This window comes from Thermomonas sp. (assembly GCF_025993755.1).
GTDB lineage: Bacteria > Pseudomonadota > Gammaproteobacteria > Xanthomonadales > Xanthomonadaceae > Thermomonas.
This window is the reverse complement of sequence record NZ_JAMQHN010000122.1, coordinates 26,551-53,023: the sequence shown is the minus strand read 5'-3', so window position 1 is coordinate 53,023 and position 26,473 is coordinate 26,551. Positions and strand designations below refer to the sequence as shown.

The following is a 26,473-nucleotide window of genomic DNA, read 5'->3' as shown; positions in this document are numbered from 1 at the left end:
GGGCTGATGTCTCGCGCATCACGGCGCCCGCGCTTGTCCCGATGCGTCGCCGCGACGTAGACTTAAGCCATCATGAATGCATCGACAGCAGGCCAATCCGGGGTAGGAAAGGTTCCGGGCGAGCCGCCCGGGACCGACGCCGGACAAGCCCCGAAGCCCACGCAGGCCCCCGAATTGCCGCCGGAGTATGGTGGCCGCAAGAGCGGGCTGGAGCCCACCCGCTATGGCGACTGGGAAAAAGACGGCCGCTGCATCGATTTCTGATCCACGCTTTCACGCCACGCGGCCCCGGCCGCCAGCCAACACGGAGAAGCGACCGCCCATGGCGACCCGCGAACGACCTTTATCGCCGCACCTGCAGATCTACAAGTGGCAGGTGCAGATGCAGACCTCGATCTATCACCGTGCGACCGGAATCGCCCTGTCGCTGGGCGCCCTGCTGATGACCTGCGGACTGGTGGCGCTGGCCGCCGGCCCGGAGGGCTGGGCCCGGTTCACCGGCTATGCCGGCTCGCTTCCCGGCCTCGTGGTGCTGCTGGGCTTCACCTGGGCGCTGAGCTACCACCTGATCAATGGCATCCGCCACCTGCTGCAGGATGGCGGCCTCGGCTTCCAGATCCCGCAGTTCGTGCGCAGCAGCCTGATCTCGATGATCGGCAGCGTGGTGTTGACCGCAATCGTCTGGGGCGTCGTCCTGACGCATTGGGGGCAGTGATGGCCAATCGCATCGACGACCTGCGCAACCCGCTCAAGACCGCGCGCAACTGGGGCTCCGGCAAGGACGGCGTCCATCACTTCATCTGGCAGCGCGTCACCGCCATCCTGATCGGCGTCACCGCGCTGTGGCTGCTGGGCATCGTCCTGACCCTGCGCAGCGCGAGCTACGAAATCTTCCACGGACTGGTTGCCGATCCGGTCAACGCCACCGTGCTGATCCTGTTCCTGGTGTCGGTGTTCTGGCACGCCCGAATGGGGCTGCAGGTCGTGATCGAAGACTACGTGCACACGCCGCTCAACGGCGTGATCCTGCACATCCTCACCCTTCTTGTCTGCGCGCTGGCCGGAATCGCCAGCGTGCTTGCGGTGCTGCGCATCGCGCTTGGGAGCTGATCGCCGATGCCTGCCTACAAGATCCAGGAACACAAGTACGACATGCTGGTGGTCGGCGCCGGAGGCTCCGGCCTGCGCGCCACCTTCGGGCTGGCCGAAAAGGGCCTGAAGACCGCCTGCATCAGCAAGGTTTTCCCGACCCGCAGCCATACCGTGGCGGCCCAGGGCGGCATCGCCGCCGCGCTCGGCAACATGGGCGAGGACGACTGGCGCTTCCACTTCTACGACACCGTCAAGGGCGGCGACTGGCTGGGAGATCAGGACGCGATCGAGTACATGTGCAAGAACGCGCCGCAGGCGGTGATCGAGCTCGAGCACTACGGCGTGCCGTTCTCGCGCACCGAAGACGGTCATATCTACCAGCGCCCGTTCGGCGGCATGACCACCCACTACGGCCAGGGCACCGCGCAGCGCACCTGCGCCGCGGCCGACCGCACCGGCCACGCCATGCTGCACACGCTCTACCAGCAGTCGCTGGCGCACGGCGCGACCGTGTTCGTCGAATACTTCGCCATCGACCTGATCTTCGACACCGACGGCAGCTGCGTCGGCGTGCTCGCCCTCGACATGAACGAAGGCACGATGCACTTTTTCCGCGCCCACGGCGTGGTGCTGGCCACCGGCGGCTACGGACGCGCCTACTTCAGCTGCACCTCGGCGCACACCTGCACCGGCGACGGCGGCGGCATGGCGCTGCGCGCCGGGCTGGCGTTGCAGGACATGGAGTTCGTGCAGTTCCATCCCACCGGCATCTACGGCGCCGGCTGCCTGATCACCGAGGGCGTGCGCGGCGAGGGCGGCTACCTCACCAATTCCGCCGGCGAGCGCTTCATGGAGCGCTACGCGCCCAGCGCCAAGGATCTGGCCTCGCGCGACGTGGTCAGCCGCGCGATCACCATCGAGATCCGCGAAGGCCGCGGCGTCGGCGAGCACAAGGACCACGCCTTCCTGAACCTGATGCACCTCGGCCCCGAGGTCATCCACGAGCGCCTGCCCGGCATCGCCGAGTCGGCGCGCATCTTCGCCGGTGTCGACGTCACCAAGGAGCCGATCCCGGTGCTGCCGACCGTCCACTACAACATGGGCGGTATCCCGACCAACCACCACGGCGAGGTGGTGCAGAAGGTCGGCGAGAACAACGACGTCCAGGTGCCGGGTCTGTACGCCATCGGTGAGGCGGCCTGCGTCTCGGTGCACGGCGGCAACCGGCTCGGATCGAACTCGCTGCTCGACCTGGTGGTGTTCGGCCGTGCCGTCGCCAATCGCTGCGCCGAAACCCACACCGCGAACGCGCCGCACAAGGACCTGCCCGGCGACATTCTCGACAAGGCGCTGGACCGCTTCGACCGCATCCGCCATTCCAGCGGCGAGCTGCCCACCGCGCAGATCCGGCTGGACATGCAGCGCACCATGCAGGCCGACGCCGCGGTGTTCCGCACCGCGCAGTCGCTCAAGGAAGGCTGCGGCAAGATCGACGTGGTGCGCAAATCCTTCGAGCAGGTACGCATCACCGACCGCTCGCTGATCTGGAACTCCGACCTGATCGAAACGCTGGAACTGGCCAACCTGCTGGACCAGGCGGTGGCGACCATGCATTCGGCCGAGCAGCGTCCGGAAAGCCGCGGTGCCCACGCTCGCGAGGACTTCCCGGAACGCGACGACCACAATTGGATGAAGCACACTCTGGTGACGGTGGACGAAGCCGGCAATGTAGCCTTCGACTCGCGTCCGGTCCACACCAACACCCTGACCGATGAGGTGGCGACGGTGCCGCCGAAGAAGCGGGTGTACTGAAGGCAGCGGTTGGAAGTTCGGGGGTCGGAAAGTAGAGACAGCGGTTTCCGGCGTTCACGCATCACCAAATCACAGGCAAGGCAATGGCCGAATTCACGCTTCCGAAGAACTCGAAGATCCAGAAGGGCAAGCACTGGCCCGCGCCCAATGCGAAGAAACCGCGCACCTTCCACATCTATCGCTGGTCGCCGGACGACGACGCCAATCCGCGCATGGACACCTATGAGGTGGACATGGACAAATGCGGCCCGATGGTGCTGGACGCGCTGATCAAGATCAAGAACGAGATCGACCCGACCCTGACCTTCCGCCGCTCCTGCCGCGAGGGGATTTGCGGTTCGTGCGCGATGAACATCGACGGCACCAACACGCTGGCCTGCATCTGCGCGATCGAGAAGGTCGACAAGGGCGACGTCAAGATCCATCCGCTGCCGCACATGCCGGTGGTGAAGGATCTGGTGCCCGACCTCACCCATTTCTACGCCCAGTACGCCAGCATCCGGCCGTGGATCCGCACCCAGTCGCCGGCGCCGTCCGACCGCGAGCGCCTGCAATCCCCCGAGGACCGCAAGAAGCTCGATGGCCTGTACGAGTGCATCCTGTGCGCCTGCTGCTCGACGTCCTGCCCGAGCTACTGGTGGAACGGCGACCGCTACCTCGGTCCGGCGATCCTGCTGCAGGCCTACCGCTGGATCGTGGACAGCCGCGACGAGGACACCGGGACCCGCCTGGACGAACTGGAAGACCCGTTCAAGCTGTACCGCTGCCACACCATCATGAACTGCACCCGCACCTGCCCCAAGGGCCTGAATCCGGCCAAGGCGATCGCGGAAATCAAGAAGCTGATGCTGGCGCGGAAGATGTGAACGGCTGCGTGCAGGGGCCGGGACGCGGGGCTGTCGTGATGCCAATGGCGCGATCCCCGCGATGCCGATGAACGAAGACGTCGAATTCAACAAGGTCCGCTGGCGCGCCCGGCGCGGGATGATGGAACTGGACGTGCTGCTGGCGCGCTGGCTGGAGCGCCGCTGGCGGCAAAGTCCGATGGCGCAACGGGCGGTTTTCCTGCAGCTTCTGGACTGCGAAGACGACAGACTCTGGCGCTGGCTTTCCGGACGGGAATCCCCCGATGACCCAGGGCTCGCCGCGCTCGTCGACGACATCCGCAACCTGCCTGTCCGCGCCTGAACCGGCGTTGCCGCGCGGCGGCTTCCTCTGGCGCCCCTCGCGAGCCTGTGCGCTGATGCTGTGGGCGCTGGCGCTGCTGGCGCCGCTGTCGGTGCTTGCCAGCGAACTCCCGGCCGCGCTGGCGTGGCCTGTGGCGTTGCTGGCGGGCCTGTCCGGGGCGCGTGGCGCATGCAAGAGCCTGCGCGCGCCGCAGCGCTGGGTGCTCATCGCCGATCCGCAGTCGGAGGCAAGCTGCGATGGCGCCCCCATGCGGGACCTGCACTTGCGCTGGCGCGGCCCGCTGGCGTTTCTGGACTGGCAGTCGCCTGCCGGCGGCCCCCGCCAATACCTCGTGTTCTGGCCGGACGTGCTCGACGCTGCGGCGCGACGTGAACTGCGGCTGGCCGCGCGGCGGCGCGACGCTGTATCGAAAACGGCTTCGGTGGCACGATAGGCGGTCACTGCAAGGGCCCCCGATGTACAAACCCGTCCCCGTCGCCATCGGCTTGCGCTACCTGCGCGCCAAACGTCGCAACGGCTTCATTTCCTTCATCTCGCTGGCCTCGATCCTCGGCATCGCGCTGGGTGTCACCGCGCTGATCACCACGCTGGCGGTGATGAGCGGCTTCCAGAAGGAAATCCGCGACCGCATGCTCGGCATGGCCGCGCACGCCACCGTCAGCGGCTATGGCGAGCCGCTGCAGGACTGGCGGCATGCCGTGCAGGTGGCGCTGAAGGATGCGCGCGTTGCCGGTGCGGCGCCCTACATCGAGAAGGAAGCCCTGATTTCCGGCGCCAACAACCAGCCGGCGATGGTGCGCGGCGTGCTCCCGGCCGAGGAGGCGCGGGTGTCGGTTCTCGCCGACAGGATGGTGCAGGGCAGGCTCGCCGACCTGACGCCCGGCAGCTTCAACATCGTGCTCGGACGCGAACTTGCGCTGTGGCTGGGCGTGCGCGTGGGCGACGACGTCATCGTCACACTGGCCGAATTCCGCAGCACGCCGGTCGGCGGCGTGCAGACCATGAAGCGGTTTCGCGTCAGCGGCATCTTCGAGGCCGGCTACAACGAATTCGACAAGGGGCTGGCGGTGGTCAACCTCGAAGACCTGCAGCGGGTGTTGCGGATGGGGCAGGGCGTCACCGGCGTGCGCCTGAAGATGCACGACATGGACCGGGCCTTCGACGTGGCGCGCGACCTGGCGCTGGCGCTCAAGGGCCCGTACCGGGTCAGCGACTGGACCCAGGACAACGCCAATCTGTTCCGCGCGCTGAAGATGGAAAAGACGGTGATGGCGATCCTGCTGTCGCTGCTGGTGGCGATGGGGGCGTTCAACCTGGTGTCCTCGCAGGTGATGCTGGTGACCGACAAGCAGGCCGACATCGCCATCCTGCGCACGCTGGGCCTGACGCCGGGCAAGGTGATGCAGGTGTTCATGGTGCAAGGCAGTCTGATCGGGATCATCGGCACCTTGGCCGGCGTCGTTGGCGGAGTGCTGCTGACCTTGAACCTGGACGCCATCCTGCACGGCATCGAACTGCTGTTGCACGTCAAGCTGCTGCCGGAGGACGTGTATTACATCACCGGACTGCCGACCGATCTGCAGGCATCGGACGTCGCGACGATCTCCTGCGTCGCGCTCGGCATGGCGTTCCTCGCCACCCTGTATCCGGCCTGGCGCGCGGCGCGCACGGCACCGGCGGAGGCGCTGCGCTATGAATGAGGATCGCGTGGCGTCATCGGCGCCTGACGGCGAAGTGATCCGGGCGGAACGGCTGGGCAAGACCTACCGCGAGGGCGGGCTGCACACACCGGTGTTCGACGGCCTCGACCTTGCCGTTGCGCGCGGGGAGACCGTCGCCATTGTCGGTGCGTCGGGCGTGGGCAAGAGCACCCTTCTGCATCTGCTGGGCGGCCTGGATGTCCCGACGATCGGGGAGGTCTACGTCGCCGGGCAGAAAATGAGCGCCCTGTCCGATGCGTCGCGCGGGCGACTGCGCAATGCCGCACTCGGTTTCATCTACCAGTTCCACCACCTGCTGCCGGAATTCACCGCGCTGGAAAACGTGATGATGCCGGTGCTGTTGGCCGGGCGTCCCACCGCCGAGGCGCGGCAGCGTGCGCAGGCATTGCTGGAATCGGTCGGGCTCGGACACCGGCTGACGCACAAGCCCGGCGAACTGTCCGGCGGCGAACGCCAGCGCGCCGCGGTCGCGCGCGCCCTGGCCAACAATCCGGCCTGCGTGCTCGGCGATGAGCCGACCGGAAACCTCGACGACAAGACGGCGGACACCGTGTTCGAGATGATGCTCGAACTCAATCGGGCCCACGCCACCAGCCTCGTGGTGGTGACCCACGACCGCCGCCTCGCGCGCCGGCTCGATCGCGTGCTGGAGTTGCGCGAGGGACGGCTGCAGGCGCTGGCGACCTTCGAGGTCTGACGGCTGCCCCGGCGCAGACGGGGATCGGAAAAATCCGACCTCGCGGCGCCGCATTCGCCGATCCCCCGGGCAATCGACGGTGGGCAGACTGGCGGCATGGCCAATGCCGCCACCCGTTGCTGGACAGCCGCGCCCGGTTCACTGATCGCGGGAATTGGGGTGCGATCCCTGCGGGGCGCGTCTGCGCCGCCGCTGTTCGGCCCAGCAGGCGCCATTGCCCTGCTGGCGGGGGTCGGCGTCTGCCTGCTGCTGCCGGCGTTTCCGCCGCGCTGGCTGCTGCTGGCGCTGTTCGTCTCCGGCGTGGCTCTTGCCTGGCGCAAGACGGCGCTGCGAATGCTGGGCGTGTTCCTGATCGGTCTGGCGTTTGCCGGTCTTCAGGCCACGGCGGCGCTCGATGCGCAGCTGCCCGAGCGCCTGCAGGGCAGACCCGTCACGCTCAGCGGCCAGATCCGCGACCTTCCCGTCGCCGAACCTACGCGCCCCCGGTTCGAATTCGTGGTCGATGATGATGCCGGGCAACCGGAAGCGCTGCGCGGCGAAATCGTCCGGCTGAGCTGGTACGACGACGATCCCCGCCCGCGCGCGGCGCTGCAGGCGGGCAGTCGCTGGCGGTTTCCGGTGCGCCTGCGCGCACCGCGCGGGCTGCGCAACCCGGGGGGCAGCGATGCCGAGAAATACGCGCTGGCCGCACGCATTGCCGCGACCGGCCATGTCGTCAAGCCGCTGCGCGCGCGGCGGCTGGACGGGCCGTCCGGAATCGACGCCTGGCGCGAGCGCATGAGCGCACGGATCGCTGCCGCCGTCAGCGGCGAGTCCTCGCGCTACGTGCGTGCGTTGGCGCTCGGCGACACCCGATTCCTCGACCAGACCGACTGGACCCGCCTGCGCGCGGCCGGGCTGACCCATCTGATCGCCATCTCCGGCTTCCACGTCGGTCTGGTTGCCGGCTTTTGCGCGCTGCTGGCGGCGGCGCTGTGGTGGTTGTTCCCCGCGCTGTGTCGCTGGCAGCCGCGCCAGTTCGCCGCCGGAGGCGGGGCGATCCTCGGCGCGTTCGGCTATGCCCTGCTGACCGGCATGGCGGTGCCGACCTTGCGCACTGCGGTGATGATCGCGGCTCTGGTGGCCACCCGCTGGCTGCGCCGGCGGCAACGGCTGCCCGACACTCTGGCGCTGGGCTGCATCGTCCTGTTGCTGCTCGACCCGCTGGCGGTGCTTGGCGCCGGATTCTGGCTGAGTTTCGCCGGCGTGGCCTGGTTGCTGTGGTGCCTGCCGGAAGGCGACGGTGCTGGTTTGCGCGGCCTGCTGCAGGGCTTCGTTTCGGCGCAGGCGGTGGCCAGTCTTGGCCTGTTGCCGCTGTGCGTGGTCCTGTTCGGGCAGGCCTCGACCGCCGGACCGTTGGCCAACCTGGCAGCGGTGCCGTGGTGGAGCCTGGTGGTGGTTCCGCTGAGCCTGCTCGGCGGCCTCGCCGACAGCCTCCATGCCGGCTGGGGTGCCTGGTTCTGGCAGGCGGCGGCGTGGTGCTTCGATCTGCTCTGGCCGGCGCTCGTGCGGATCGCGGACAGCCCGCTGGCCATGCTGTGGCTGCCGGAGCCGCGCTGGTATGCGCTGCCACTGGCGCTGCTTTCGGCGTTCTGGCTACTGCTCCCGCGCGGTCTGCCGGGGCGCTGGCTGGCGCTGTTGCTGTGGCTGCCGCTGCTGCATCCACCGCTGGAACTGCCGGGGCCGGGCGAACTGGATCTGACCACGATTGACGTGGGCCAGGGACTGTCGGTGCTGGTCCGAACCCGGAATCATGCGCTGCTGTTCGACATGGGGCCGGCCGTGCCCGACGGCTTTGATGCCGGTGAACGTGCCGTCGTGCCCGCGTTGCACGGGTTGGGCCTGCGCCATCTGGATGCCGGAATCGTCAGCCACGGCGACATGGACCATGCCGGCGGCCGCAACGCCGTGGCGACGGAGTTCCCGATGCCGGAGGTCCTGGCTCCGGCCGGCAGTCCGTCGCCTGGCAGCCGCGACTGCATTGCCGGCCAAAGCTGGGTCTGGGACGACGTGCGATTCACGCTCCTGCACCCGGGAAAGGGATTCCCCTATCTGGGCAATGAAGCCAGCTGCGTCCTGCATGTCGAAACCGCCTTCGGCAGTGTCCTGTTGCCCGGCGACATTGGCGGCTATGCCGAGCGCAAGCTGGTGCATGAACGCGCCTCCAGGCTGCGCAGCGACGTCGTGCTGGTGCCCCACCACGGCAGCGACGGCTCTTCGGATCCTGCCTTCATCGCCGCCGTCGGTGCACGCCTGGCGCTGGTGTCCTCGGGGGCGGACAACCGATTCCGCCATCCGCGGCCGCAGGTCGTGCGGCGCTGGTGCGACGCCGGGGCCGAAGTGCTGGACACCGCCCGTTCCGGCGCGTTGCGGGTCTGGCTGGGTCGGGAAGGCCTGCGCGTGCGGGAATACCGCAGTTTCCGGATGCGCGCCTGGGACGCCGTGCGTCGGCGCGGGCAGTCGGCTGGGCTATGCTACGCGCCTGAGTGATGACGGCCATGAGGGCCGGAGGTTCGACCCGTGCTGGAATTGATCAAGGCCGGAGGCTGGCCGATGATCCCGCTGTTGCTGCTGACCGTGGCTGCGCTTGCGATCGTGGTGGAGCGCTTCTGGAGCCTGCGTCGCGAGCGCGTCCTGCCGCCCGGCCTGGGCAACGAGGTGCGCGATTGGGTGGCCCGTGGGAACGCGCTCGACCCGGCCCACATCGATTCGCTGCGCGCCACCTCGCCGCTGGGGGCGCTGCTGGCTGCCGAACTCGACGTGCGTCACCGCGATCGGGAAATCATCCGCGAGCGGGTCGAGGACGTGGGCCGCCACCTCGTCCACCGGATGGAGCGCTTCCTCAACTCGCTGGGCACGATCGCCGCCGCCGGCCCGCTGCTGGGCTTGTTCGGCACCGTGGTCGGCATGATCCAGCTGTTCCTGGGCATCCTCGACCACGGCATCGGCGATGCCACCCAACTGGCGGGCGGGATCGGCAAGGCTCTGGTGTGCACGGCGACCGGCATGATCGTGGCGATTCCGGCGCTGGCCTTCCATCGCTATTTCCGCGGCCGGATCGCCAGCTACATCGTGGACATGGAGCATGAGGCGATGCAGCTGCAGGACGTGCTGGACGCCACCGCCCACGCCAACGCGCGGCAGGCGAACTGAAGGCGCAACGCGTGCGAATCGCCGACCACCGTGAAGACGACAGCCCCGAGATCAACCTGATCCCGTTGATCGACGTGGTGCTGTGCCTGCTGATCTTCTTCGTCGTCACCACCACCTTCGATGCGCGTTCGGTGCTCAAGATCGAGTTGCCCAAGGCCGGCGGCGAGCCGGCCACCTCGGCCAACCAGCCGCTGGGGATCCTGATCAACGCCGACGGGCGCTATTTCGTCGGGGATCGCGAGGTGCTGCGCACCGATCTCGATTCGCTCAAGCAAGCGCTGGCGGACGTGGCCGGCAGCGACCGCGAGCGCGTGGTGCTGATCCGCGCCGATGCCCGCACGCCGTGGCAGGCGGTCGTCACCGCCTATGAGGCGCTGGCGCAGCTCGGGTTCCGGCGGATCGCCAATGCCACAGCGCCGCAGGTGCCCGCGCAGGGCGACAGGCGATGAGCGGCGGCTCGGGTTCGGCCTGGGCGGTGTACCGGCGCCTGCTCGGCCTGACGCGGCACTACCGCCTCGTGCTGTTGATCGCGGCCGCGAGCATGATCGTGGAAGCCGCCGCAGCCGGCGCCTTCGCCTGGCTGACCAAGCCCATGGTCGATGAAACCTTCGTGCTGAAGAACCAGCAGTTCAGCCTGCTGCTGCCGCTGGCGATCATCGCGATCTTCGTCGTCCGCGGCGCTGCCGGCTATGTCACCGACCTGAACATGGCCAAGGCGGCGCGCGGCATCGCCCGCGACATGCGGGTGACGGCGATGGACAAGTACCTGCGCCTGCCCGGGCTGCGCTTCGACTCCGAGCCGGTGCCGTCGATGCTGGTGCGGTTGAGCTCGGACAGCGACCAGCTTGCGCAGGCGGTGATCGATTCCGGCAAGGTCATGGTCCAGCAGAGCCTGCAGGCCGCGGCCATGATCGCGGTGATGCTCTACGCCAGCTGGCGCGTGACGGTGGCGGTGCTGCTGCTCGGCCCGCTGGTGGCGTGGATGATGGACAGGGTGGGTCGACGCTACCGCCGCTACGGCCATCGCGTGCAGGAAACCTCGGCCCAGCTGATGCTGGCCGCCGACCAGGCCCTGACCGGCCAGCAGGAGGTCAAGGTCTATGGTGCCCGCGCGGTGGAAATGGAGCGATACACCGCGCTGGCCAACCAGAATCTCAAGCTGTTCCTGCGCGTCGAGGGAACCCGCGGCCTGTTTTCGGCGGTCGTGCAGCTCACCGGCGCCACCGGGTTGGCCGTGCTGCTGCTGCTGGCCGGGCGCGAGGCGCTGGCCGGGCGCCTGAGCGCGGGCGGCTTCGTGCAGCTGATGATGTCGATGATGGCGATCATCCCGGCGCTCAAGCAGCTCACCAATGTGCAGGGCATGCTCCATCGCGGCATCGCCTCGGCCGAGCGCCTGTTCACGGTGCTCGACGCGCCCGACGAGGAGGATGCCGGCACCCGCACGCTGCAACGCTGCGAGGGACTGGTCGAATTCCGCGACGTGCGGATGCACTACGAGGGCCGCGAGGGCCCGGCGCTGGACGGCGTCAGCTTCACCGCGCGTCCGGGCACCGTCACGGCGCTGGTCGGCCGCTCCGGCAGCGGCAAATCGACCCTGGTCAAGCTGATTCCCCGGTTCTACGAGCCCACCGGCGGTGCAATCCTGCTCGATGGCCATCCGCTGACCGACTACCGGCTGGCCGATCTGCGCCGGCAGATCGCCATGGTCGGCCAGCAGGTCATGCTGTTCGACGGCAGCGTGGCCGAGAACGTGGCCTACGGCGAACTGCGCGACGCCGATCCGGCGGCGGTGGACAGGGCGGTGCGGGCGGCCAATGCGATGGAGTTCATCGAACGCATGCCGCAGGGCCTGCAATCGCAGGTCGGACCCAAGGGCGGGTCGCTGTCCGGCGGCCAGCGCCAGCGGCTGGCGATCGCCCGCGCGGTGCTCAAGGATGCGCCGATCCTGATTCTCGACGAGGCGACCGCGGCGCTCGACAACGCATCCGAACGCCTGGTCCAGGAAGCGCTCACGCAATTGATGCCGGACCGCACCACTCTGGTGGTTGCGCACCGGCTCTCGACCGTGGAACGCGCCGACCAGATCCTCGTGCTCGACGAGGGGCGGATCGTCGAGCGGGGCACCCACGCGCAGCTGCTGGCGCGGGGAGGCATCTACGCGCAGCTGCACCGCATGCAGTTCCAGGAGGGCGGGGCGTGAGCGGACGGCGCGCGCCGACAACGCCGCGCTGGTGGTTCGAGGGAGACGCACCGCCGCTTTGGGCCAGGCTGCTGGCGCCGGTGTACGGCATCCTCGTGGCGTCGCGTCGGTTCGGATACCGCAAGGGCCTCCTCAAGCGCACGCATCCGGGCGTTCCGGTGATCGTGGTCGGCAATCTGGTGGCCGGCGGCAGCGGCAAGACGCCGCTGAGCATTGCGCTGGTGGAATACCTGCAGCGCGCGGGTTTCACCCCCGGCGTCGCCAGCCGCGGATACGGGCGTGCGGATGAGAAGACGCCGGGCTGGGTCGATGCGCGGTCGGAGCCGGCCCTGGTGGGCGACGAACCGCTGCTGATCGCGCTGCGCACCGGCGCGAAGGTGCGGGTCGACGTCGATCGCGTGGCGGCCGCGCAGGCGCTGGCGGCAGCTGGCTGCGACGTGGTGGTTTGCGACGACGGACTCCAGCATTACCGGTTGGCCCGCGATGTCGAAATCGAGGTGCAGGACGTGCGGCGCCGCTACGGCAACGGGCGCCTGCTCCCGGCCGGACCGCTGCGCGAACCGCTCGAGCGCGCCGCCGACTGCGCGTTCCGGGTGCTCAACCTCGGCCAGCCCGAGGGCACCGAGGTCGTCGATCCGACCATGGCGGCTGGATGTGCGACGGGGGCGGGCCGGGAATGGCCCATGTGGCTGGAGGTCGGCGAGGTTCGCCCGCTGGTGGGCGGGCGCGGGGTTCCGCTGTCGGCATTTGCCGGCCAGCGCGTCCACGCCGTGGCCGGGATCGGCGAACCCGATCGCTTTTTCACGATGCTGCGCGGGCTGGGTATTGGCGTTGTTCCGCATGCGTTCGCCGACCACCACGCCTATGTCCAGGACGATTTCGATTTCGGCAGCGCCCTGCCGGTGTTGATGACCGAAAAGGACGCGGAGAAATGTCGCGCGATCGCCCGGCCGGACTGGTACGCGGTGCCGGTCTCGGCGCGATTGCCGGACGCGTTCAAGGATGCCTTGCTGGCCAGGCTACCGGAGCGGGGCTGATGCTCGGGAAGCGTTTTTGACGCGGATTTTCGCGGATTTACGCGGATAAAACCCGAACGGGATCAAGTGCGGTTTCAAGCACAAAAGCTTTGCTCGATCCGCTTTTTCCGCGTGAATCCGCGTCAAAAAACGCTCTCTAGGAAGCCCGACATGTCAACAGATTCGTCCCGCGCGGCGCGCTCCCCCATAATGGGCGCATGACCACGCCCGGCTTCATCGTCGCCATCCCCGCGCGCCACGCCTCGACCCGGCTGCCCGGCAAGCCGCTGCGACCGATCGGCGGCGTGCCGATGGTGCTGCAGGTCGCCCGCCGGGCGTTGGCGGCCGGTGCCAGCGCGGTCTGGGTGGCGACCGACGACGCGCGCATCGCCGATGCGCTGGCCGGCAGCGGGGTGCAGGTGGCGATGACTTCGCCCGACCATGCCTCGGGGACCGACCGCCTCGCCGAGTGCGCCGGCATTGCCGGTTGGGCCGATGACGCCATCGTCGTCAACCTGCAGGGCGACGAGCCCTTCGCGCCGGTGGACGGCATCGTCTGCGTGGCGCGCACCCTGGCCGACAGCGGCGCGGGGATCGCCACGTTGGCCACGCCGATTGCCGATGTCGAAATCCTGCTCGATCCGAACGCCGTCAAGGTCGTTCGCGCGGGCAACGGCGATGCGCTGTATTTCAGCCGCGCTCCTGTGCCCTGGCCGCGCGATGCCTTTGCCCATGACCGCAGCGTGCTGCCGGAAGGGCAGTGGCTGCGGCATGTCGGCATCTACGGCTACCGCGTCGCGGCGCTGCGGGCGTTTGCCGCCCTGCCGCCGGGCCGGCTGGAACGGCTCGAATCCCTCGAACAACTGCGCGCGCTCGAAGCCGGCTGGCGGATCGCGGTGGAACTGGCGCCTTCGCCGTTTCCGCCCGGCGTCGATACCGAAGCCGACTTGACGCGCGCGCAGCGCATTTACGGGCAACTGCAAGAAACCGCATGACGCGACCGTTTTCGATCCTGATGGTGTGCCTGGGCAACATCTGCCGCTCCCCGACCGCCGAGGGCGTGCTGCGCGCGCGCCTGGCCGCCGCCGGGCTGGACAAGCGGGTGCGGGTGGACTCGGTGGGCACCGGCGACTCCCACGTCGGCTGCGCGCCCGATCCGCGCGCGATCGAATGCGCGCAGCGCCACGACATCGACATCGCCGGCCTGCGCGCGCGCCGGCTGCAGTACGAGGATTTCGACGAATTCGACCTGATCCTGTGCGCCGACCGCACCATCCTGCACGAAGCCCGGGTGCGAAAACCGCGCACCGCCCACGCCGACGTCGAACTGCTGCTCGATTGGGCGGGCGTGGGCAACAAGGATGTGCCCGATCCCTACTATGGCAGCGCGCGCGATTTCGAGCGCGCCTTCCGTCTGATCGACGCCGCCGCCGCGGGCATCGTCGCCCGCCTGAGCGAGGGCCGGCACTGACCGGCACGCGCATGGGCAAGCGCGCCTCCGACGCCGCCACCTTCGACGGCCACGCCTTTGCCGCCGGACTGCCGCTGGCGCCGGGCGTGTACCGGATGATCGATGCCGCCGACACGGTCCTGTACGTCGGCAAGGCCCGCGCCCTGCGCAACCGTGTCGGCAGCTATTTCAACGCCGCCCCGAAGCCGACCCGCATCATGGCGATGCTGGCACAGGTGGCGCGCATCGAGGTCACCGTCACCCGCAGCGAAGCCGACGCGCTGGTGCTGGAAAACGAACTGATCAAGTCGCTGCAGCCGCGCTACAACGTGATGCTGCGCGACGACAAGAGCTACCCCTATGTGCTGATCACCGCCGACGAGTTCCCGCGGCTGACCCTGCACCGCGGGCCGCGCACGATCCCCGGCCGCTATTTCGGACCGTATCCGAACGTCACCTCGGTGCGCGAGACGCTCAATCTGATGCACAAGCTGTTCCGGCTGCGCAATTGCGAGAACAGCGTGTTCAAGAATCGCAGCCGGCCCTGCCTGCAGTACCAGATCGGTCGCTGCAGCGCGCCCTGCGTGAACCTGATCGATCCCGCCGCCTATGCGGAGTCGGTGCGCCGCGCCGAGCTGTTCCTCGAAGGGCGCAGCGACGAACTGGGCGCCGAACTGACCGCGTCGATGCAGGCGGCCAGCGATGCGCTGGAATTCGAGAAAGCCGCGCAACTGCGCGACATGATCGCCTCGATCCGAAAGTTGCAATCGCGGCAGACCATGGACGGCCGCAGCGCCGATCTCGACGTGCTGGCGGTGGCCCAGCAGGGCGGCTCGGCCTGCGTGCTGCTGCTGGCCTTCCGCGCCGGCCGCAACCTGGGCACACATGCGTTCTTCCCCAGGACCAACGGCGAGGACAGCGCCGGGGAAGTGCTGGGCGCCTTCGTTTCGCAGTACTACAACGAACACACAGCGCCCGGCGAGATCGTGCTCGACCGCGACATTCCCGAGCGCGAATTGATCGAACGGGCGCTGGGCGAGCGTGCCGGCCACCGCGTCGCGCTGCGCACCAGCGTGCGCGGCGAACGCGCGGCCAAGCTCGACATGGTTCGCCGCAACGCCGCGCTGGCGCTGGCCGCGGAAGTGACCAGCAGCGGCGCCCAGCAGGCGCGGGTCGAGGCGCTGCGCGATCTGCTCGGACTGACGGAGCTGCCCAACCTGATCGAGTGCTTCGACATCAGCCACACCCTGGGCGAAGCCACCGTCGCTTCCTGCGTTGTGTTCGATGCGCAAGGGCCGGTGCGCAAGCAGTACCGGCGCTACAACATCACCGGCATCCAGCCCGGCGACGACTACGCGGCGATGCATCAGGCGCTGCAGCGGCGCTTCCGTCCGGTGGCCGAGGCCGCGCCGGACGCGGTGGTGCCCGATGTCCTGCTGATCGACGGCGGGGCGGGGCAGGTGGCGCAGGCGCGTGCGGTGTTGCTGGAAGCCAGCGTCGACGGGGTGGCGCTGGTCGGCGTGGCCAAGGGGCCGGAGCGCAAGCCGGGCGCGGAAACCCTGTTGCTTCCGGACGGGCGCGAAGTGGAGCCGGGGCCGGCCTCGCCGGCGCTGCAGCTGGTCCAGCAGGTGCGCGATGAAGCGCATCGCTTCGCCATCACCGGACACCGGCAGCGGCGCTTGAAGGCCCGCGTCACCAGCCGTCTCGAGGACATCCCCGGCATCGGGCCGCGCCGTCGCGCCGCGCTGCTGCGCCACTTCGGCGGACTGCCGGGCCTGAAGGCGGCGGCGGTCGACGAGATCGCCCGTGTCGAAGGCGTCAACAGCGCGCTGGCGCAGCGGATCTGGGAGCACCTGCACGGGATGGGCGAGGCGACGCCTCGATAGCCTGTCTCTCGATCTCCGCCGGGATGGTTGGTCGAGGTCTTCGCGATGATGGCGACCCAAGGCCGGTTCGACGTTGACTTAGAATACCCGGATGACCGTGACCCTCCCCACCTGGCTGACGCTCGGCCGGATCGCCCTGATCCCTGTGCTGGTCGCCGTCTATTACCTCGGCGGTCGCTGGTCCAACCCCCTTGCCACCGCGGTCTTCGTCCTGGCTTCACTCACCGACTGGCTGGACGGCTGGATCGCCCGTCGCTACCGTCTGTCCTCGCGCTTCGGGGCGTTCCTCGACCCGGTGGCCGACAAGCTCATGGTCACCACGGCGCTGGTCGTCACCGTCCAGCACCATCACACCGTGTGGATGGCGCTGTGGGCCAGCGTCATCATCGGCCGCGAGATCGCGGTGTCGGCCCTGCGCGAGTGGATGGCCGAAATCGGTCAGCATGCCAAGGTCTCGGTGGCAATGATCGGCAAGGTCAAGACCGCGGTGCAGATGGTCGCGCTGGGCTTCCTGCTCTACCGCGACCCGCTGTGGGGCATCCCGGTGTTCCTGATCGGCGAATGGCTGCTGGCCGCGGCGGCGCTGCTGACCCTGTGGTCGGGCTTCGAGTACCTGCGCGCCGCGTGGCCGGCGTTGCGCGACGATCCGCCGCAATCTGTTGACAGCGGCAGGTGATCCCGTAAAATACGCGGCTCAACGCGGGAATAGCTCAGTTGGTAGAGCACGACCTTGCCAAGGTCGGGGTCGCGAGTTCGAGTCTCGTTTCCCGCTCCATATCCACGATGAAGCCCCGTCCGCGGGGCTTCGTTGTTTTTGGATCGCGCGACGCAATGACGTATGAAAGAATGCGCGCGATGTAGTCCACCGGCCGGGTGGCAGAGTGGTCATGCAGCGGACTGCAAATCCGCGTACGCCGGTTCAATTCCGACCTCGGCCTCCAAACCAAAGGCCCCGCAATTGCGGGGCCTCTTCGTTTGCGGCGGCCGTGAAAATCATGCGCGCGTGCGTTCGGTGTGATGATGGCAGGGGACACGCCGCAAGTACGTCCATGTAGGCTAATCGGCGGCATCCATGCCGCCGATTGTCCCCTGCCATCACCACACCGAACGCCCGAACAACGAATAACAGGCCAAGCAAGCCACCTTCGCGTTAAGCTTCGGCAACGGGCCCGGGTGGCGAAACTGGTAGACGCAAGGGACTTAAAATCCCTCGGCCGCAAGGCCATGTGGGTTCGATCCCCACTCCGGGCACCAATGGTCAAACCAGCGCAGGAGCCGTCATGTCCCGCTATACCGCCTACGTCTCCAGCATCGTCCTTGCCCTGGTCATGCTGGCCCTGGCATTCCGGTTTTCGCTGGCGTGGTGGGGCGTGGCGGTGTTCGGCGGGCTGGCGCTGATGGGCACGTTCGACATGCTCCAGCGCAAGAGCACGCTGCGCCGCAATTACCCGCTGCTGGCCAATTTCCGCTACGGGCTGGAGACCATCGGCCCGGAGATCCGGCAGTACTTCATCCAGGCCGACACCGACAAGGTGCCGTTCTCGCGCGAGCAGCGCGCCCTGGTCTACCAGCGCGCCAAGGCCGTCAACGACGTGCGGCCGTTCGGCACGCTGCGCAATGTCTACGGCACCGATTACGAATGGATCAACCATTCGATGGCGCCGGCCGAAGTGGCCGATCACGATTTCCGGATCACGATCGGCGCCGGATCGAAGCAACCGTATTCGGCCAGCGTGTTCAACATTTCCGCGATGAGCTTCGGTGCGCTGTCGGCGGCGGCGATTCGCGCCCTCAACGGCGGCGCCAGGCGCGGCAACTTCTATCACGATACCGGCGAAGGCTCGATCTCGCCCTACCACCGCGAGAACGGCGGCGACCTGGTGTGGGAGCTGGGCTCGGGCTACTTCGGTTGCCGCAACCACGACGGCAGTTTCAACGAGGCGCGCTTCACCGAGCAGGCCAACGACCCGCAGGTGAAGATGATCGAGATCAAGCTCTCGCAGGGCGCCAAGCCGGGCCACGGCGGGGTGCTTCCGGCGGCCAAGCTCAGTCCCGAGATCGCCGCGACGCGCGACGTGCCGATGGGGCAGGACTGCGTGTCGCCGGCGAAGCATTCGGCGTTCTCGACCCCGCTGGGCCTGCTGGAGTTCGTCGCTCGCCTGCGCGAGAAATCCGGCGGCAAGCCGACCGGCTTCAAGCTGGCGATCGGACATCCGTGGGAATGGTTCGGGATCGCCAAGGCCATGCAGGAGAGTGCGGCATCGCGTCCGGAACTGTTGCCGGATTTCATCGTGGTCGATGGTGCCGAAGGCGGCACCGGCGCGGCGCCGGCCGAGTTCGTCGATCACGTCGGCGTGCCGATGCACGAAGGATTGCTGCTGGTGCACAACACCCTGGTCGGACTGGGCCTGCGCGACCGCATCAAGGTCGGCGCAGCCGGCAAGGTGGTCAGCGCGTTCGACATCGCCCGCACCATGGCGTTGGGGGCCGACTGGTGCAACGCCGCGCGCGGTTTCATGTTCTCGCTGGGATGCATCCAGTCGCTGAGCTGCCATACCAATCGCTGTCCGACCGGAATCGCGACCCAGGATCCGAGCCGCTGGAAGCACCTCGACGTACCCGACAAGACCACCCGCGTCGCCGAGTACCACGACAACACCCTGCGCGCGCTGCGCGACCTGCTGTGCGCCGCGGGCCTGAGCCATCCCGACGAACTGGGCCCCGAGCACATCCTGCGCCGCGTTTCCAATACCGAGGTGCGCTCGTTCGCGGCGCTGTATCGCTTCCTCGAGCCGGGCGAACTTCTGGAGGGGCGCATTCCCCGTCACGCCGTGTTCCGCGATTACTGGGAGGAATCGCGCAGCGACACTTTCGCCGCTCCGGAGCGGCTGCTGCGCCTGCGGACAAGCAAGACAACCTGATAAAATCCCTCGTTTGTGATCACGACGGCGCGCGACTTGAACAACGGACTGTCCCACCTCGACCAGCTCGAAGCCGAAAGCATCCACATCATGCGGGAGGTCGCCGCCGAGTTCAGCAATCCGGTGCTGCTGTATTCGGTGGGCAAGGACAGCTCGGTGCTGCTGCACCTGCTGCTCAAGGCGTTTCATCCGGCCAGGCCGCCGATTCCGCTGCTGCACGTGGACACCACGTGGAAGTTCCGCGAGATGATCGCCTTCCGCGACCGCCGCGCCGCCGAAACCGGCGTCACGCTGCACGTCTACACCAATCCCGACGGGCTGGCGCGCGGGATCAACCCGATCACCCACGGCGCCACCGTCCATACCGACGTGATGAAAACCCAGGCGCTCAAGCAGGCGCTGGACAAGTACGGTTTCGATGCCGCCATCGGCGGCGCCCGCCGCGACGAGGAAAAGTCGCGCGCCAAGGAACGCATCTTCAGCTTCCGCAACGCCCAGCACCGCTGGGACCCGAAGCACCAGCGGCCGGAGCTGTGGAACCTGTACAACGCCCGCATCCACAAGGGCGAGTCGGTGCGCGCCTTCCCGCTGTCGAACTGGACCGAGCTCGACATCTGGCTGTACATCTTCCGCGAGAAGATCGAAGTGCCCTCGCTGTACCTGGCCAAGGAGCGGCCGGTGGTCGAGCGCGACGGCGCGCTGATCATGGTCGACGACGACCGCCTGCCGCTGCATCCCGGCGAAACGCCGATGATGAAGCAGGTGCGCTTCCGCACGCTGGGCTGCTATCCGCTGACCGGCGCGATCGAATCGGACGCCGACACCCTCGAAAAGATCATCGCCGAAATGCTCATCGCCACCACCTCCGAGCGCCAGGGGCGGGTGATCGACCACGATCCCACCGCCTCGATGGAGAAGAAGAAGCAGGAGGGGTATTTCTGATGAATGCCGCGACGAGCGCCGAGACCGCGGTTGCGGCCTATCTGCAGCAGCACGAAACCAAGGGCCTGCTGCGCTTCATCACCTGCGGCAGCGTGGACGACGGCAAGAGCACCCTGATCGGGCGGCTGCTGCACGACACCAAGCTGCTGCTGGACGATCAGGTCAGCGCGCTGGAGGCCGACAGCCGGCGCTTCGGCACCCAGAACGGCGAGATCGACTTCGCGCTGCTGGTCGATGGCCTGGCCGCCGAACGCGAGCAGGGCATCACCATCGACGTCGCCTACCGCTTCTTCGGCACCGAACGCCGCAAGTTCATCGTCGCCGACTGCCCCGGCCACGAGCAGTACACCCGCAACATGGCCACCGGCGCCTCGACCGCCGACGTGGCCGTGGTGCTGGTCGACGCCCGCAAGGGCCTGCTCACCCAGACCCGCCGCCACAGCTACATCGTCAAGCTGCTGGGCATCGACCGGGTGATCCTGGCGGTCAACAAGATGGATCTGGTCGATTTCGATCAGGCGGTGTTCGACGCCATCGCGGGCCAGTACCGCGCGCTGGCCGCGCACCTGGGCATCGCCCACGTCGATTGCCTGCCGCTGTCGGCGCTGCAGGGCGACAACATGATCGCGCGTTCGCAGCGCACCCCGTGGTACGCCGGCCCCACGCTGCTGGAACTGCTGGAAACGGTGCCGGTCGATCGCCACGACACCGAATCCGCGTTCCGCATGCCGGTGCAGTGGGTGTGCCGACCCAACCAGAATTTCCGCGGCTTCGCGGGAACCGTGGTGTCCGGAGCCGTGGCTTCCGGCGACGAGATCGTGGTGCAGCCCTCGGGCCGGCGCTCGCACGTGGCGCGGATCGTCACCGCCGACGGCGATCTCGAACAGGCGACGACCGGGCAGGCCGTCACCCTGACCCTGACCGATGAAATCGACGCCAGTCGCGGCGACGTGATCGCGCTGGCGTCCAGCCCGCTGGAAGTCGCCGACCAGTTCGCCGCCCACGTCCTGTGGATGGGCGACGAGCGCCTGCTGCCGGGACGGCCGTACCTGCTCAAGCTGGGCACCCGCACCATCGGCGCGTCGGTCACCGAGATCAAGCACAAGGTCGACGTCAACACCCAGGAAGAGCTGGCGGCCAAGCACCTCGAACTCAACGAAGTCGGGCTGTGCAATCTGCACCTCGACCAGCCGATTCCGTTCGAGTCCTACGCCGACAGCCGCGCGCTCGGCGGTTTCATCCTGATCGACCGCCAGAGCAATGCCACGGTCGCCGCCGGCACGCTGGAATTCGCGCTGCGCCGCGCCGGCAACATCCACTGGCAGCACCTCGACATCGACAAGGGCGAACGCGCCGCGATCAAGCACCAGCAGCCGCGCTGCCTGTGGTTCACCGGCCTGTCCGGCGCCGGCAAATCGACGATCGCCAACCTCGTCGAAAAGAAACTGCTGGCGCTGGGCAAGCACACCTACCTGCTCGACGGCGACAACGTCCGTCACGGCCTCAACAAGGACCTGGGCTTCACCGACGAGGATCGCGTCGAGAACATCCGGCGCGTTGCCGAAGTGGCGAAACTGATGACCGACGCCGGCCTGATCGTGCTGGTCAGCTTCATCAGTCCGTTCCGCGCCGAACGGGCGATGGCGCGGGCGCTGTTCGAGCCGGGCGAATTCCTGGAGGTCTACGTCGACACCCCACTGGCCGATGCCGAGCGCCGCGATGTCAAGGGGCTTTACGCCAAGGCGCGCCGCGGCGAACTGGCCAACTTCACCGGGATCGATTCGCCTTACGAAGTTCCGGAGGCGCCGGAATTGCGCCTGGGCACCCAAGAAGCCGACGCCGCCACTTTGGCCGATCGCGTGCTGGCCGCGTTGGGCTACCACAACGCGACGTAGCCCACCCCGAAACCCGACCGCCGCGGGCTTGTCCGGGGTCAAGCACGGCGCGCGCCTCGGCCTTGAATGCCCCCATGCGCGGACACGGCGAATACAAGATGCCGGCCGGCAAGCTGGTGGTGGCCGACGTCGCCATCGTCGACGGCGTGCTGCGTGCGGTCGCCGTCAGCGGTGATTTCTTCCTCGAACCCGACAGCGCGCTGGATGCGGTCAACGCCGCGCTGGTCGGACTGCCGGCGAACGTGAGTCTGGACATGCTGACCGCCGTCGGCATCGCCGGGGTGCCGCCGCAGACGCAGATGTACGGGGTCGATCCCGAGGCCTTCGCGGTGGCCGTGCACAGTGCGATCTTTGCCGCGAAAAATTCGGGACGGCGGGGTGGACGGGTATCGTCGCGTAGGGGATTTGCGCGCGACAGTCAGGAAGGTGGGGCTGGATCCGTTATTCCCCACCATCCGCAAGGGCGATTTGGTGATGCCGCAGTGGTTTCAAGAACACCGTCATGATCTCTGGCGGGCTCGAAATTCGATCGTGATCCAGACTGCCGATCTTATGCCTGCGGGCAATTTGACTCCCCATCCATGTCGTGATATTGACGATCAAGGCGTATTGCGTGCATCCCGCGATGGGGAGGTTCGTCATGCATTTCGCATCCGGCCTGTTCGGCGCCTGCCTGCTGTTTCTGACCGCGCCTGGCCTTGCCGCCGGTAACGGACAAGCCTCCGCCCACCCAGAGGCACAGGTACCGTCCCCGGCCAACGCAGCCGCTGCGGGTTCGCGCCCCGCGATTGCCGCGGTCAGGTTACGCAACGTGGGCGCAGATGAGGCGATCATCGTGCTCTCGCGCCGGTCGCCACGAATCGATTTCTACCGCAGCGTGAGTTTGCGCCCGGGGGATCGCGTGCAAATCGCGGTCCCACATCTACCCAGGCTGCGGGTCTCCATCCTTCGCTACGGCGACGCCATCGGCGACCGGCCGCAGCGCGGCCGCGATGATCGCAGCAGCCCGGGTCGCCGTGTGGGAATGCTGGCATTGGCCTTGGCCGTGGACGGTGCCACCCGCAGCAATGCCCGTCGTGACGATGCCGCCTCCCCGGTGCAGCGCGATGACGATCGGATACAACAGGACCGGCCCCCTGAAGAGCGGTATCTGGGGGATGAAGTCGAGGACGACCGTGGCAACGATCGCCCGCCGCAGGACGAGCGGCGCCCCGATGATTCCCGCCGACACGACACCCCGGGCATCGCGCTTGCACTCGGCGGCCTGCTCGCCGCGCGGAACCGGAACTCCGGTCCTCCGCAACCGCAACCACCGGACATACCGCCGGCCGACGCATTCCCCGGCGCGCTGGTGCTCCTCGAAGCCGGCGACGGCACCGATGGCCAACGCATCATCCACGACGTCGAACTCGAGCCATCGATCGTCGATGCCTCCGACTTGGACGATCACGAGCGTGAGGTTTACCTCAGCATTCTGTCGAGCACCAACCCCTCCAATGCAGAAATCCCGTGCTATTGCGGCCCCGATATGACCGCAGCCTACGTCGCAGCCCTCAATCGTGTGCGCGCACGCATCGAAGCGCTGCCGGATTCGGAAAAGGGGGCGTGGGATGGTGCCGGATTCCTGTCACGAAACGGTGGTTCCATCGATGAGCGCGTGCGCCCCGTACACAAACCCGGAGCCGCCGCCGGCGACGATTCGCAATGGCTGTGCCCGACCGGTGCCTGCGCCGATCTGCCCGGCCCGGGCGGCGGGACGATGAGCCTGTTCGGCCACTGCCTCCCGCAGCACGTCGGCAATGACATCATGTACGGGTTCGTGGCCGCCCTGCTGGGCGTCCCCTGGCCCATCCAGACCGCTGGCGGTTATTACGCGGAATACACTTCCTACGGAGGCATCGACCCTCCACAATCCCGGTCGGCCTACAAGATCGGAAATTACGTCGCGGACCTGAATCCCGACGAATACACCGTCGACAACGTGCGCGACAGGTTCCAGCAGGCGTGGAGGTTCCGGGAGCTTGGCGGCTCCATGAATGCCATTGAGGACGCCTATCCGGCGCTCGCCCAATGCAAGACGTGCCCGGCAGATTATGTGGAGCCGGGCCAGTTGCTCCGCGACTGGTCGCAGTCGGAATGGACCTTGAGCGACGGAAGCAAGGCGTTGCCGCCTGGGGGCTCTGACCAGGCCCCCTGAGCCATTTCAAGGATGGAGCTGAAACCAAGGTTCTTCACGGAAGTCCGGGAAACGGCATCAAAAAGGAGCGTTAGATCCGGGTGAAGACGTTTGTGTCGAGCAAACGTCCAACTGGATCAACGGCGATTGGCGGCGCAGGTGGATGCATTGCCGCATGGGCAACCGACGCGTCTGACGATGGATGAGTTCGCCCTCTACAAGGGACACTGCTACGCCAGCGTGTTGCTCGACCCTCCCGTTGCGCGGACACTCAGTCCCCGGTGGTCGTCCGGTTGTCTTGTCCGGGCGGCACCGGCCCTGGCAGGTGCCACAGCTTCGCCTCCGGCGCGCCGCCGAGCATCTGCGCGCGCACCAGAGGGATCGGCGGGCCGCCGTAGCTCAGGAACTGGTCGTGGAAGGCCTTCAGCGCATGCGGACCGGGATGCGCGGCGACCCAGTCCTCGCGCAGCTGCATGATCATCAGCTTGCCCATGGTGTAGTTGAGGTAGGCCGGGTCGTAGGTGCCGCGCGCGGCTTGCTGGCGGGCGTTGCCGGGGTCCTGGAAAGCCTTGTCCCTGAACATCTGTTCGGACTCGGCGACGCTCATTTTTCCGGTGTGAAGGCGGATGGCGGAAACGAAGCGGACGTCGCGCAGCAGGGCCTCGCTGAGCTGGCCGATGTGGGTTTCCGGCGTGGCGCCACCGAGGCCGACGTTGAGCATCATTTCCTCGCAGTAGTGCGCCCAACCCTCGGCGAAGGCATAGCCGACGAACAACTGCCCGAACTTCCAGGACGAACGGTTCGAATGCAGGAACTGCAGGAAGTGGCCCGGCCAGACTTCGTGCGCGGAAGTGAACAGCAGAACCGACTTGCCGGGCACGTAGGCGTCCTGCTCGACCTTGGGCCAGGTCGGGTCGGGCGGGGCGATGTAGTAGACCGAGGGCAGGTTCTTCTCGTACGGGCCGGGGATCTCGATGTAGGCGAAATTCCAGCGGTTGAACGGCGGTGCTTCCTCGACCCTGGCCTGCTCGGTGCCGGGAATGCTGACGATGTCCTTGTCGAGGATGAACTGGCGCAGGCCCGCGAGTTGTGCCCGCGCGCCTTCGACCGCGCCGCCTTGTGGTTTGTCCGCGTTCACCTTCGCCACGCACTGCTGCAGGCTCTTGCCCGGGGCGAACAGGGTGCAGGCCGACTGCAGCGCGGCGAGGTTGCGCGCCAGATCGGCGTCGGCCGCCGCTTCGAGCTGGTCGAGCGGGAGGTCCACCCGCTCGGTCGCATGCAGCATGCGCGCGAAGCGCTCGGGGCCGAGCGCGAAGTCCTGGGTGGCGTGCGGTTTCTGCGCCCGCAGCCAGTCGGCCATGTCGCGGGTGGCCTTGATCGCCGCGGCATTGCTGGCCTTGAGCCTTGCCTGCAGCGCTTCGTCCTTCACTTCCGAAAAGATCGTCGGCACGTCGCTTTCGAAGAAGCTGGCGTAGCCGGCGAAGGAATCGACGCCGAGGTCGATGTAAGTGGCCGGCAGCGGCAGCTTGAAGTTGGCCTTGATCTGCGCGATCGCTTTCGGCAGCGCTTCCTGATAGCGGATGAACGCCTCCATGCGCTGTGCCAGCGGCGCGTAGGGGCGGGTCAGGTACATGCTGGGCGAGAGGTCGCCGGTGTAGAAGGCCGGGTTGTCGTGTGCGAAGCCGGAATCCTCGAGCCAGAACAGATAGCCGTCGATCACCGCCAGCACGTAGTCGCGGTGGAAGCGGCCTTGGGTGTCGAGCCGGGCATCGGGGAAGGCCGCGAAGATGTCGCGCTGGGCGTGCATCCAGGCGGCGTTCACCTGCATCGCGGCCGGGCTGTAGTCGGGCAGCTTGCCGTCGTACTCGTGCTTGCCGGCGTTGGCGGCGAATACCGGGTTGCGCTGGAAGTAGCCGTCGATGAAGGCCTCGACCGCCTTGTCGAGCGCGGCATCGTCATTGGCTGTGGTGGCTGCGGCCGGCAGGTTGCCGGCAACCGGCGCGGTGGGGGCAGTCTGCTGGCATCCGGCGAGTGTGCCGGCAACGCAGGCGGCGAGAACGAAGGCACGGACGGCGTGGTTGTGCAGCATGCGGGCAGCTCGGCGGGAATGCCCTGCCGAGACTAGGGGCTCGCCATTGGGGACGCAATGGCTGAGTTGTGCGGCCGAGCCTTGAGAATGCATGCCGGGTCTTCTACCGGCTCCAGGGTGCTGGCGCACCTGACGTCACCCTGGCAGCGTGGGGGCGGCAACGCCACCATCACGCCGAACGACCTACCATTCGCGC

The 26,473-nt window shown here is 67.8% G+C and carries 24 protein-coding genes and 3 tRNA genes; 26 read left to right on the top strand and 1 reads right to left on the bottom strand.

Annotated features, from left to right (window positions below):
- Nucleotides 1-72: 72 nt before the first annotated feature.
- The 26 genes from Q0X16_RS08785 (at nt 73) to Q0X16_RS08660 (ending at nt 24,209) form a co-directional block, all read left to right on the top strand.
- Nucleotides 73-264 (top strand): DUF1674 domain-containing protein, encoded by a 192-nt coding sequence (locus Q0X16_RS08785; RefSeq protein ID WP_297833242.1) that lies wholly within the window; start codon nt 73-75, stop codon nt 262-264.
- A gap of 58 nt (nt 265-322) precedes the next feature.
- Nucleotides 323-715: a succinate dehydrogenase, cytochrome b556 subunit gene (sdhC, locus tag Q0X16_RS08780; protein WP_297833241.1), complete on the top strand. Its 393-nt coding sequence runs from the start codon at nt 323-325 to the stop codon at nt 713-715.
- Entirely contained in the window at nt 715-1,110 is a 396-nt protein-coding gene (sdhD, locus tag Q0X16_RS08775) for a succinate dehydrogenase, hydrophobic membrane anchor protein (RefSeq protein WP_297833240.1), read from the top strand. Before sdhC ends, sdhD begins: the two co-directional genes overlap by 1 nt.
- A gap of 6 nt (nt 1,111-1,116) precedes the next feature.
- Nucleotides 1,117-2,904, top strand: a complete 1,788-nt coding sequence (sdhA, locus tag Q0X16_RS08770) for a succinate dehydrogenase flavoprotein subunit (protein ID WP_297833239.1) — start codon at nt 1,117-1,119, stop codon at nt 2,902-2,904.
- 83 nt (nt 2,905-2,987) lie between these two features.
- Nucleotides 2,988-3,770, top strand: coding sequence for a succinate dehydrogenase iron-sulfur subunit (locus tag Q0X16_RS08765; RefSeq protein ID WP_297833238.1), 783 nt, complete (start codon nt 2,988-2,990; stop codon nt 3,768-3,770).
- Between the two features lie 67 nt (nt 3,771-3,837).
- Nucleotides 3,838-4,092: a succinate dehydrogenase assembly factor 2 gene (locus Q0X16_RS08760; RefSeq protein ID WP_297833237.1), complete on the top strand. Its 255-nt coding sequence runs from the start codon at nt 3,838-3,840 to the stop codon at nt 4,090-4,092.
- Entirely contained in the window at nt 4,034-4,525 is a 492-nt protein-coding gene (locus Q0X16_RS08755) for a hypothetical protein (RefSeq protein WP_297833236.1), read from the top strand. The genes Q0X16_RS08760 and Q0X16_RS08755 overlap by 59 nt, the downstream gene beginning before the upstream one ends.
- 22 nt (nt 4,526-4,547) lie before the next feature.
- On the top strand, nt 4,548-5,792 hold the full coding sequence (locus tag Q0X16_RS08750) for a lipoprotein-releasing ABC transporter permease subunit (RefSeq protein WP_297833235.1): 1,245 nt from the start codon (nt 4,548-4,550) through the stop codon (nt 5,790-5,792).
- On the top strand, nt 5,785-6,510 hold the full coding sequence (gene lolD, locus Q0X16_RS08745) for a lipoprotein-releasing ABC transporter ATP-binding protein LolD (protein ID WP_297833234.1): 726 nt from the start codon (nt 5,785-5,787) through the stop codon (nt 6,508-6,510). The genes Q0X16_RS08750 and lolD overlap by 8 nt, the downstream gene beginning before the upstream one ends.
- A 159-nt stretch (nt 6,511-6,669) precedes the next feature.
- On the top strand, nt 6,670-9,039 hold the full coding sequence (locus tag Q0X16_RS08740; RefSeq protein ID WP_297833233.1) for a DNA internalization-related competence protein ComEC/Rec2: 2,370 nt from the start codon (nt 6,670-6,672) through the stop codon (nt 9,037-9,039).
- Between the two features lie 30 nt (nt 9,040-9,069).
- Nucleotides 9,070-9,702 carry a MotA/TolQ/ExbB proton channel family protein gene (locus tag Q0X16_RS08735; protein WP_297833232.1) on the top strand — a complete coding sequence of 211 codons (633 nt, stop codon included), beginning with the start codon at nt 9,070-9,072 and terminating at the stop codon, nt 9,700-9,702.
- Between the two features lie 11 nt (nt 9,703-9,713).
- Nucleotides 9,714-10,151: a biopolymer transporter ExbD gene (locus Q0X16_RS08730; protein WP_297833231.1), complete on the top strand. Its 438-nt coding sequence runs from the start codon at nt 9,714-9,716 to the stop codon at nt 10,149-10,151.
- Nucleotides 10,148-11,902 (top strand): lipid A export permease/ATP-binding protein MsbA, encoded by a 1,755-nt coding sequence (gene msbA, locus Q0X16_RS08725; protein WP_297833230.1) that lies wholly within the window; start codon nt 10,148-10,150, stop codon nt 11,900-11,902. Before Q0X16_RS08730 ends, msbA begins: the two co-directional genes overlap by 4 nt.
- Nucleotides 11,899-12,939 carry a tetraacyldisaccharide 4'-kinase gene (gene lpxK, locus Q0X16_RS08720; protein WP_297833229.1) on the top strand — a complete coding sequence of 347 codons (1,041 nt, stop codon included), beginning with the start codon at nt 11,899-11,901 and terminating at the stop codon, nt 12,937-12,939. The genes msbA and lpxK overlap by 4 nt, the downstream gene beginning before the upstream one ends.
- 197 nt (nt 12,940-13,136) lie before the next feature.
- Nucleotides 13,137-13,913, top strand: a complete 777-nt coding sequence (gene kdsB / locus Q0X16_RS08715) for a 3-deoxy-manno-octulosonate cytidylyltransferase (RefSeq protein WP_297833228.1) — start codon at nt 13,137-13,139, stop codon at nt 13,911-13,913.
- Nucleotides 13,910-14,389 carry a low molecular weight protein-tyrosine-phosphatase gene (locus tag Q0X16_RS08710; protein ID WP_297833227.1) on the top strand — a complete coding sequence of 160 codons (480 nt, stop codon included), beginning with the start codon at nt 13,910-13,912 and terminating at the stop codon, nt 14,387-14,389. The genes kdsB and Q0X16_RS08710 overlap by 4 nt, the downstream gene beginning before the upstream one ends.
- A gap of 11 nt (nt 14,390-14,400) precedes the next feature.
- Nucleotides 14,401-16,254 (top strand): excinuclease ABC subunit UvrC, encoded by a 1,854-nt coding sequence (gene uvrC / locus Q0X16_RS08705; protein ID WP_297833226.1) that lies wholly within the window; start codon nt 14,401-14,403, stop codon nt 16,252-16,254.
- A 91-nt stretch (nt 16,255-16,345) separates the two neighbouring features.
- Nucleotides 16,346-16,930, top strand: coding sequence for a CDP-diacylglycerol--glycerol-3-phosphate 3-phosphatidyltransferase (gene pgsA, locus Q0X16_RS08700; protein WP_297833225.1), 585 nt, complete (start codon nt 16,346-16,348; stop codon nt 16,928-16,930).
- A gap of 23 nt (nt 16,931-16,953) precedes the next feature.
- Nucleotides 16,954-17,029: transfer RNA gene (locus Q0X16_RS08695), tRNA-Gly, on the top strand.
- 92 nt (nt 17,030-17,121) lie between these two features.
- A tRNA-Cys gene (locus Q0X16_RS08690) sits at nt 17,122-17,195 on the top strand.
- Nucleotides 17,196-17,421: 226 nt separating this feature from the next.
- Nucleotides 17,422-17,508: transfer RNA gene (locus tag Q0X16_RS08685), tRNA-Leu, on the top strand.
- Nucleotides 17,509-17,534: 26 nt separating this feature from the next.
- Nucleotides 17,535-19,175, top strand: a complete 1,641-nt coding sequence (locus tag Q0X16_RS08680) for an FMN-binding glutamate synthase family protein (protein WP_297833224.1) — start codon at nt 17,535-17,537, stop codon at nt 19,173-19,175.
- A gap of 36 nt (nt 19,176-19,211) precedes the next feature.
- Nucleotides 19,212-20,117, top strand: coding sequence for a sulfate adenylyltransferase subunit CysD (gene cysD, locus Q0X16_RS08675; RefSeq protein ID WP_297833223.1), 906 nt, complete (start codon nt 19,212-19,214; stop codon nt 20,115-20,117).
- Nucleotides 20,117-22,012 carry a sulfate adenylyltransferase subunit CysN gene (cysN, locus tag Q0X16_RS08670; RefSeq protein WP_297833222.1) on the top strand — a complete coding sequence of 632 codons (1,896 nt, stop codon included), beginning with the start codon at nt 20,117-20,119 and terminating at the stop codon, nt 22,010-22,012. Before cysD ends, cysN begins: the two co-directional genes overlap by 1 nt.
- Before the next feature lie 74 nt (nt 22,013-22,086).
- A complete protein-coding gene (locus tag Q0X16_RS08665) occupies nt 22,087-22,518 on the top strand; it encodes a hypothetical protein (protein WP_297833221.1) in 432 nt (143 codons plus the stop codon).
- An 80-nt stretch (nt 22,519-22,598) separates the two neighbouring features.
- Complete coding sequence (locus Q0X16_RS08660; RefSeq protein ID WP_297833220.1) at nt 22,599-24,209, top strand: hypothetical protein; 1,611 nt, start codon at nt 22,599-22,601, stop codon at nt 24,207-24,209.
- 250 nt (nt 24,210-24,459) lie between these two features.
- On the opposite strand, the gene Q0X16_RS08655 is transcribed toward Q0X16_RS08660, so the two are convergent.
- Nucleotides 24,460-26,277 carry a DUF885 domain-containing protein gene (locus Q0X16_RS08655; RefSeq protein ID WP_297833219.1) on the bottom strand — a complete coding sequence of 606 codons (1,818 nt, stop codon included), beginning with the start codon at nt 26,275-26,277 and terminating at the stop codon, nt 24,460-24,462.
- Nucleotides 26,278-26,473 lie beyond the last annotated feature (196 nt).